This window comes from Pseudooceanicola lipolyticus (genome assembly GCF_002786325.1).
GTDB lineage: Bacteria > Pseudomonadota > Alphaproteobacteria > Rhodobacterales > Rhodobacteraceae > Pseudooceanicola_C > Pseudooceanicola_C lipolyticus.
Map to the genome: position 1 here is coordinate 1 of NZ_PGTB01000164.1, position 8,099 is coordinate 8,099.

Consider the following 8,099-nt stretch of genomic DNA (forward strand, 5'->3'; position numbering starts at 1 on the left):
TCAGCGCGCAGACCGCCGCGCGCCTGCGCAAAGAGGCCGGTGTGCGCCAGGAGGGCGACCCGTGGCAGCGGCTGCGCGGCCTCGACCTGGAGGATCTGGCCGCCATCGCCGCAAGCGAAAGCACCGAGGTCGCGGCGGTGCTGCTCTCCAAGCTTGATACCGCCAGGGCCGCCGAGCTTCTGGGCACCTTGCCCGGCCCGCTGGCGCGGCGCATCACCTATGCGGTGTCGCAGACCCAGGCGGTCACCCCCGAGGCGGTTGACCGCATCGGCCTGTCGCTGGCCTCGCAGCTCGACAACCGCCCGGCCCCCGCCTTCGAGGATGAGCCCGGCGCCCGGGTCGGCGCCATCCTGAACCAGTCCACCGCGCATACCCGCGACGCGTTGCTGACCTCGCTCGACGAAACCGATGCCGATTTCGCCGGCCGCGTCCGCAAGGAAATTTTCACCTTCGCGCATATCTCGGTCCGGGTCGGTCCGCGCGACGTGCCGGCGCTGGTGCGCAACATAGATGCCGACACGCTGGTCACCGCGCTGGCCGGTGCAACCGACGAACAGACCTCGGGCGTGGTCGATTTCCTGCTGTCCAACATGTCGCAGCGTATGGCCGACAACCTGCGCGACGAGGTGTCGGACCGCGGCCGCGTCAAGCCGCGCGAGGCCGAGGCGGCGATGAACGAGGTGGTCGGGATTGTCCGCCAGATGGTGGAGATGGGCGAAATCGAACTGGTCGATCCCGACGAGGCGCTGCAAGAGGAGGCCGACGAGGCCTGATCGCGGCGCATGGACAGCCCCGGAAATCGCCCCTATCACGAGGCATGGTTTTCCGCTGCCCTCCTCTCTCTGCGCCCCGGTGCCGGCCATGACAGATGTCGAGGCGGGGCAACTGAGAACCCGCGCCATCCTCCTGATTCTGGCGGCAATGTTCTGCTTTTCGGTGATGGATGCCAGCGTCAAGGCGCTGATCCCGCGCATCGGCGTGCTGCCGTCGCTGTGGACGCGCTATGCCGGCCAGATGGCGCTGGTGATCCTGCTGATCCTGCCGCGCATTCATCTGGTGGTACGCACCAGGTATCCCGGCTTTCAGATCCTGCGCTCCTGCCTGCTGATGTGCGCCACCGCCGCGTTTTTCACGGCGCTTGGCCTGATCCCGCTGACGGATGCGGCGGCGCTGATGGCCACCAACCCGGTGCTGCTTACCCTGGGGGCGGCGCTGTTCCTGGGCGAAAGCCTGGGCATCCGCCGGATCACCGGCATCGTGGTGGCGCTGATCGGGGCGATGATCATCATCCGGCCCGGCAGCGCGGTGTTTTCGCTGGCGGCGCTGCTGCCGCTGGCCGCCGCCGCCTGCTATGCCGGCTACAGCCTGCTGACCCGCAGGGTCGGCGCCAACGAGGATCCCTGGACCTCGCTGTTTTACACGGCACTGGTGGGCACGGTGGTGTTCACCATCCTGGTGCCCTTTGCGTGGCAGCCACTGGATGCGGTCAGCCTGATGATCATGGCGGGGATCGCGGTGTTCGGCATGTTGGGCCAGATGTTCCTGATCCGCGCCTTCAGTGCCGGTGAGGCGGCGATGCTGGCCCCTTATGCCTATGCCGGAATTATCTTCGCCTCGGGCTGGAGCATGCTGTTGTTCGACGAATGGCCCGACCTCTGGACGGTGGTGGGCACCCTTGTGATCATAGGGTCGGGACTCTATGTCTGGCACCGCGAAACCCGGACTCGGAGCTGACGCCATGCCTGCCGAGGTATCAGAACTGTCGCGCCGCCAGCGCATTGGCTATTTCCTGGCCGACCTGTTCCTGCGCGGGCTGATCGGGCTGGTCCTGCTGATCCCCTATCGCTGGCGGGTGCCGATGATGGGGTGGCTGGTGGCGCAAGTGGTGGCGCCGGTGGCCGGGCTGCGCAAGCGGGTGCGCGCCAATCTGAAACTGGTGCAACCCGACCTGTCCGAGCCCGAGATCCGGCGGCTGTGCCGCGCGGTGCCCGACAATGCCGGCCGCAAGCTGATCGAACTCTATTCTCCCCGCGCCTTTGCCGAACGCGCCAAGGGCTGGCAGATCGGCGGCCCCGGCCTGGCCGCACTGACCGAGGCGCATGCCGCAGGCCGGCCGGTGATCGTGATCAGCGGCCATTTCGGCAATTACGACGCTGCGCGCGCCTCGCTGCGCCATCGCGGGATCGAGATGGGCTCGATCTATCGCCGGATGGCCAACCCCTATTTCAACGCCCATTACACCCGCATGATGGAAGCGGTGGGCAAGCCGATGTTCATGCAGGGTCGCCGTGGCATGATCGAAATGGTGCGCCATCTGCGCGCCGGTGGCATCATCGCCATCGCCGCCGACCTGCACGCCCATGGCGGTGTCGAGATCGATTTTTTCGGCAAGCCGGCGGTGACCTCGACGGTGCCGGCGGAACTGGCGCTGAAACACAACGCGCCGCTGATCCCGGTCTACGGGTTGCGCAAACCCAATGGGCTGGATTTCGAGATCATCGTGCACGAGCCGATCCCGCCGACCGACCCGAAAACCATGACCCAGGCGTTCAACCACGACCTGGAAGCCCTGGTGCGCCAGCATATGGAGCAATGGTTCTGGGTGCACCGGCGCTGGAAACCCTGGTTCGACCTGGGCGTGCAGCCCGAGGACATGCCGGGCTAATCCACGGCAGTCCGGCGGTTGACGTCGGGCCTCCCCCGTCCGGCTACTGCGTTTTCGCGGCGGCGACGATGGCGCCGGGGCCGGGCTTCTGCACCAGCACCGCGGCCGGCAGCGCGCCGGGCAGGTCCGCCTGCATCTCGACCTCGCTGGCGCCATCCCACTGGCCCAGAACGGTCCATTCGGCGGCGACATTGCTGTAATCGATCACCCGCCCGGCATTTTCGCCGCGGGTGATATGCGCCCGGCGTATCGGATCATAACGCACCAGATGCACGTCGAAGGGGCCGGTCAGCGGTTCCGCCAGCGGCGCCAGTTGAATGGTCAGCACGGTGCTGTCGCGCAGCAGGTCCAGGCGCACACGCTGCGGCGCCAGCTTGTGGGTCATGATCAATTCGGCCAGTTCCATGCCGCGCACGCCCACCAGATCTTCCTCGCCATTGACGATCATCTGCGGCGTGTAGATCGACCGCCGTCCGGCCGCATAGGCATAGGCCTTTTGCCGCTTGGTAAAGCCGGGTTTGGCATATTCATCCTTCCAGCCGATATAGTCCCAGTAATCGACATGCAGCGCCAGGGCGATCACGTCATCGCGCTGCGACAGGCGCTCGAACAGCGCATCGGCGGGCGGACAGGAGGAACAGCCCTGCGAGGTAAACAGCTCGACCACCACCGTGTTGTCCTGCGCCCGAACCAAGGCGGGCAAAGCGGCGCAGAACACCAGCAGCGCGGCGGCAAAACGTGTCATTTGGCGGTCTTCCTTTTGGTCCCGGTGCCGACCGATCTATCCAGCGGCGGCGGGAATTGCCAATCAATCCTTCTTGAGAGACAGGTGATGTCGTTGCTGGGCGTTGTCCGACGTAAATTGTGTGCCATGGTATACCAATTTCGACACCCCGCCCTACATGGGTATTGAACGCTTGCGCCACCTGATGCAGACAAAGAACAGCGAATTCCCGTTGTCATCGATCAAAGAGGGAGCCACCCATGCCTATCACCGTTGGACAGGACACCGCCAAGACACGCAAAAGCCTGAGCGTGAATGGCAAGAGCTATGCCTATTACTCGATCCCCGCCGCCACCGAGGCCGGGCTGGGCGATTTCTCGCAACTGCCGGCGGCACTGAAAGTGGTGCTGGAGAACATGCTGCGCTTCGAAGACGGCAAGACGGTGACGGTCGAGGACATCAAGGCCTTTGCCGAATGGGCGGAAAAAGGCGGCAACAACCCGCGCGAGATCGCCTATCGCCCGGCCCGCGTGCTGATGCAGGATTTCACCGGCGTGCCGGCAGTGGTAGACTTGGCGGCGATGCGCGACGGCATCGTCGCGCTGGGCGGCGATGCCGAGAAGATCAACCCGCTGAACCCGGTCGACCTGGTGATCGACCACTCGGTGATGATCGACGAATTCGGCAATCCGCGCGCCTTCCAGATGAATGTCGACCGCGAATACGAGCGCAACATGGAGCGCTATGTCTTCCTGAAATGGGGGCAGAAGGCTTTCAACAATTTCCGCGTGGTGCCGCCCGGCACCGGCATCTGCCACCAGGTCAACCTGGAATACCTGGCCCAGACGGTCTGGACCGATTCCGACCAGGGCGGTGACGAGGTTGCCTATCCCGACACGCTGGTCGGCACCGACAGCCACACCACCATGGTCAACGGCGCCGCGGTGCTGGGCTGGGGTGTCGGCGGGATCGAGGCCGAGGCGGCGATGCTGGGCCAGCCGATCTCGATGCTGATCCCCGAGGTGATCGGCTTCAAGCTGACCGGCGCGATGGTCGAGGGAACCACCGCCACCGACCTGGTGCTGAAGGTGGTGCAGATGCTGCGCGAAAAAGGCGTGGTGGGCAAATTTGTCGAATTCTACGGCGACGGGCTGGACAACGTGCCGCTGGCCGACCGTGCCACCATCGGCAACATGGCCCCGGAATACGGCGCCACCTGCGGCTTTTTCCCGATCGACGACGAAACCCTGCGCTATTTGCGCCAGACCGGCCGCGACGAGGACCGGGTGGCGCTGGTCGAGGCCTATGCCAAGGAAAACGGCATGTGGCGCAATCCGGGCTATGCGCCGATCTATACCGACACGCTGGAACTGGACATGTCCACCGTGGTGCCGGCGATCTCGGGGCCCAAACGGCCGCAGGACCACATCGCGCTCGACGCCGCGGCCAAGGCCTTCGGCGCCTATGTCAAAGGCCAGCGCGACGGCAAGGATGCCTCGGCCCCGGCCGAGGTGCGCTGGGAAGGCGAAGGCGGCGCCCCGGAGCCGCGCGACATCCCCGGCGACGAGGGGCATCACAAGAAGGGCTGGTACAAGACCGATGACGGCGCCTTCCAGATGCATGACGGCTCGATCGTGATCGCCTCGATCACCTCCTGCACCAATACCTCGAACCCCTATGTGATGATCGGTGCCGGCCTGGTGGCGCGCAACGCCCGCGAAAAGGGCCTGACCCGCAAGCCCTGGGTCAAGACCTCGCTGGCGCCCGGCAGCCAGGTGGTTTCGGCCTATCTCGAGGCCGCCGGTCTGCAGGACGATCTGGACGCCATCGGCTTCAACCTGGTCGGCTATGGCTGCACCACCTGCATCGGCAATTCCGGCCCGCTGGCGCCGGAGATTTCCAAATGCATCAACGACCACGACCTGATCGGCGTGTCGGTGCTGTCGGGCAACCGCAACTTCGAGGGCCGGATCAGCCCCGATGTGCGCGCCAACTACCTCGCCAGCCCGCCGCTGGTGGTGGCCTATGCGCTGGTCGGCGACATGAATGTCGACATCACCCGTGAACCGCTGGGCCAGGACCAGGACGGCAACGACGTGTTTCTGAAAGACATCTGGCCCAGCCAGACCGAGATTGCCGAACTGGTGCAGAAGACGGTGACGCGCGAGGCGTTCCAGTCGAAATATGCCGACGTGTTCAAGGGCGACGAGAAATGGCGCGGCGTCGAAACCACCGACAGCCTGACCTATGACTGGCCGCCGGCCTCGACCTATGTGCAGAACCCGCCCTATTTCCGCAACATGAGCAAAGAGCCGGGCACCATCAGCAATATCGAGAATGCCAAGGTGCTGGCGGTGCTGGGCGACATGATCACCACCGACCACATCAGCCCGGCGGGCTCGTTCAAAGAATCCACCCCGGCGGGCAAATATCTGACCGATCATCAGGTGCCGGTGCGCGAATTCAACTCCTACGGCTCGCGCCGGGGCAATCACGAGGTGATGATGCGCGGCACCTTCGCCAACATCCGCATCCGGAACGAGATGCTGGACGGGGTCGAGGGCGGCTATACCAAGGGTCCGGATGGCAAGCAGACCTCGATCTACGACGCCGCGATGGCCTATCAGGAACAGGGCACGCCGCTGGTGATCTTCGGCGGCGAGCAATACGGCGCCGGCTCGTCCCGCGACTGGGCGGCCAAAGGCACCAACCTGCTGGGGGTGAAGGCGGTGATCGCCGAATCCTTCGAACGCATCCACCGCTCGAACCTGGTCGGCATGGGGGTGATCCCGTTCGAATTCACCGGCGGCGACACCCGCAAGACGCTGGGTCTGACCGGTGACGAAACGGTGTCGATCAGCGGGCTGGACAGCATCAAGCCGCAGCAGGTGGTTGATTGCAGCCTGACCTTTGCCGACGGGTCGACCAAGGTGATCCAGCTGAAGTGCCGGATCGATACCGCCATCGAGATCGAATATATCGAACATGGCGGGGTGCTGCATTACGTGCTGCGCAACCTCGCCAAGGCGGCGTAGGCGACCAATGCGAGGGGGCGCCGCCCCCTCGCAGCTCATGAAAACAATTGCAGCAAAAGTAGGTGGCCGGGGACTCAGGCGCCGCCGGTGGCGGCCAGCGCCTTGGCCAGTTCCGGTTCGAAACGCTGTTCCATGTCGCTGCCCACCAGCGGGCCGACAAATTTGAACAGCACCGTGCCGTCACCACCGATGATAAAGGTTTCCGGCGGCGCGGTGACGCCCCAGTCGATCGCGCTGCGCCCCGCCGGGTCGAAACCGAGGCCCAGGAACGGGTTGCCCTCATCCTCCAGATAGCGCAGCGCCTGGCCCTGCTGATCCTTGAAATTCACCCCGTAAAGCCGCACGCCGCGCTCGCGCAGCTCGTGCAGATAGGGGTGTTCGGCGCGGCAGGGCGGGCACCAGCTGGCCCAGAAGTTGATCACCGTGATCTCGCCGGTGGTCAGGTCTTCGCGGCTTAGCCCCGGCAGATCGGCAAGCCGTTGTTCGGGCAGCACCGGCGCGGCGCGGCCGATGAAGATCGACGGCAGGCTGTCGGGATCGTCGCGCATCATGCTGACCCCGGCGAGGCCGACAAAGGCCAGGAAGATCAGCGGCGGCAGCACCATCAGCGGCGAGATCTTAGCCATTGCGCGACATCCTTCGTTCCATCCGTTGCAACTGGGCGCGCACCCGGCGCCCACGCCAGAGGCTCAGCGCCACCAAGGCCAGCAGAAGCACCAGCGCCACGCCATAGGCGGACAGCACGGTGCTGGCATATTTGCCCAGATCCGGCATCACGCCGCCGCCCTTTCGCGCGCCATCAGCGCCCGCATCCGGCGGATGCGGATCTCGGTCCCGGTGCGGTACAGCACCAGCGCGATGAACAAGAGCACAAAGCCGGCGATGCAGACCAGCAGCGGCAGGTAGAAGACATCGGCCACGTTTTCCTCGGCATCCAGCGACAGCGAGGCACCCTGGTGCAGCCCCTGGTTCCAGAAATTCACCGCATAGCGCGACAGCAGCGCAAAGACCGACCCGACCAGGCAGAGGATCGCGGTCAGGTCGGCGGCAGTGTCGGGATTGTCGATCGCCGCCCACAGCGCCATGTAGCCGAGATAGAACAGGAACAGGATCAGGAACGAGGTCAGCCGCGGATCCCAGGCCCACCAGGTGCCCCACATCGGCTGGCCCCAGATCGCCCCGGTAACCAGCGCGATCAGCGTCATCACCACCCCCACCGGCGCCGCGGCGCGGGCCGCCAGCGCGCTGACATGGTGGCGGCGCACCAGCCAGATCAGCGAGGCCACCAGCATCATCAGCCAGGCATTGATCGCCATCAGCGCCGAGGGCACATGCAGATAGATGATCTTGACCGTCGACCCCTGCCGATAATCATCGGGGGTGAAGAAGAACCCCCAGACCAGCCCGATGGCCAGGCAGGCGGCAGCCAGCAGCCACAGCGCCGGCAGCACGCGTTCCGACGTGGTCAGGAACTTCTTCGGATTGGCATATTCCCACAGCGACATGGCGGCTATGTAAACGGCTTTTGCGACCCGGACAATTCACAACACCTAGCGCAGATTGACGCGGAGCACCGCGGCGCTGGCAAAGGGCAGCAGCGCGATCGTGCCGGCGGTGATCCCGGCCAGCAACAGCAGCGGCGTGGCCGGGTCCAGCCCCGCCGCGCCGCGCCGCG

General features: G+C 65.3%; 9 protein-coding genes. 4 read left to right on the forward strand and 5 right to left on the reverse strand.

Annotated features, from left to right (window positions below; translation table 11 throughout):
* From CVM52_RS21585 to CVM52_RS21595, 3 genes are all read left to right on the forward strand, one after another.
* Positions 1-773, forward strand: a 773-nt coding sequence (locus tag CVM52_RS21585; protein WP_100164453.1) for a FliG C-terminal domain-containing protein, incomplete at its 5' end; no start/stop codon positions are given.
* A gap of 88 nt (positions 774-861) precedes the next feature.
* Positions 862-1,734 (forward strand): DMT family transporter, encoded by an 873-nt coding sequence (locus CVM52_RS21590; RefSeq protein WP_100164454.1) that lies wholly within the window; start codon positions 862-864, stop codon positions 1,732-1,734.
* Positions 1,735-1,738: 4 nt separating this feature from the next.
* Positions 1,739-2,665 carry a lysophospholipid acyltransferase family protein gene (locus CVM52_RS21595; RefSeq protein WP_100164455.1) on the forward strand — a complete coding sequence of 309 codons (927 nt, stop codon included), beginning with the start codon at positions 1,739-1,741 and terminating at the stop codon, positions 2,663-2,665.
* A 43-nt stretch (positions 2,666-2,708) separates the two neighbouring features.
* On the opposite strand, the gene CVM52_RS21600 is transcribed toward CVM52_RS21595, so the two are convergent.
* The gene (locus CVM52_RS21600; protein WP_100164456.1) at positions 2,709-3,410 is read right to left on the reverse strand and encodes a DUF1223 domain-containing protein; all 702 of its coding nucleotides are present in this window, start codon (positions 3,408-3,410) and stop codon (positions 2,709-2,711) included.
* A gap of 239 nt (positions 3,411-3,649) precedes the next feature.
* On the opposite strand from CVM52_RS21600, the gene acnA reads away from it, so the two are divergent.
* Entirely contained in the window at positions 3,650-6,424 is a 2,775-nt protein-coding gene (gene acnA / locus CVM52_RS21605; protein WP_100164457.1) for an aconitate hydratase AcnA, read from the forward strand.
* 74 nt (positions 6,425-6,498) lie between these two features.
* Here acnA and CVM52_RS21610 read toward each other — a convergent pair whose 3' ends face one another.
* From CVM52_RS21610 to CVM52_RS21625, 4 genes are all read right to left on the reverse strand, one after another.
* A complete protein-coding gene (locus tag CVM52_RS21610; protein WP_100164458.1) occupies positions 6,499-7,050 on the reverse strand; it encodes a DsbE family thiol:disulfide interchange protein in 552 nt (183 codons plus the stop codon).
* Complete coding sequence (ccmD, locus tag CVM52_RS21615) at positions 7,043-7,198, reverse strand: heme exporter protein CcmD (RefSeq protein ID WP_100164459.1); 156 nt, start codon at positions 7,196-7,198, stop codon at positions 7,043-7,045. The genes CVM52_RS21610 and ccmD overlap by 8 nt, the downstream gene beginning before the upstream one ends.
* Complete coding sequence (locus CVM52_RS21620) at positions 7,198-7,929, reverse strand: heme ABC transporter permease (protein WP_100164460.1); 732 nt, start codon at positions 7,927-7,929, stop codon at positions 7,198-7,200. Before CVM52_RS21620 ends, ccmD begins: the two co-directional genes overlap by 1 nt.
* Positions 7,930-7,974: 45 nt before the next feature.
* A partial coding sequence (locus tag CVM52_RS21625; RefSeq protein WP_240621024.1) for a heme exporter protein CcmB occupies positions 7,975-8,099 on the reverse strand: 125 nt, incomplete at its 5' end.

Excerpts from the sequence above, each read along its gene's own strand:
- CVM52_RS21595 (WP_100164455.1), top strand. The coding sequence starts at position 1,739 with ATGCCTGCCGAGGTATCAGAACTGTCGCGCCGCCAGCGCATTGGCTAT.
- acnA (WP_100164457.1), top strand. The coding sequence starts at position 3,650 with ATGCCTATCACCGTTGGACAGGACACCGCCAAGACACGCAAAAGCCTG.
- ccmD (WP_100164459.1), bottom strand. The coding sequence starts at position 7,198 with ATGCCGGATCTGGGCAAATATGCCAGCACCGTGCTGTCCGCCTATGGC.
- CVM52_RS21620 (WP_100164460.1), bottom strand. The coding sequence starts at position 7,929 with ATGTCGCTGTGGGAATATGCCAATCCGAAGAAGTTCCTGACCACGTCG.
- CVM52_RS21590 (WP_100164454.1), top strand. The coding sequence starts at position 862 with ATGACAGATGTCGAGGCGGGGCAACTGAGAACCCGCGCCATCCTCCTG.
- CVM52_RS21610 (WP_100164458.1), bottom strand. The coding sequence starts at position 7,050 with ATGGCTAAGATCTCGCCGCTGATGGTGCTGCCGCCGCTGATCTTCCTG.
- CVM52_RS21600 (WP_100164456.1), bottom strand. The coding sequence starts at position 3,410 with ATGACACGTTTTGCCGCCGCGCTGCTGGTGTTCTGCGCCGCTTTGCCC.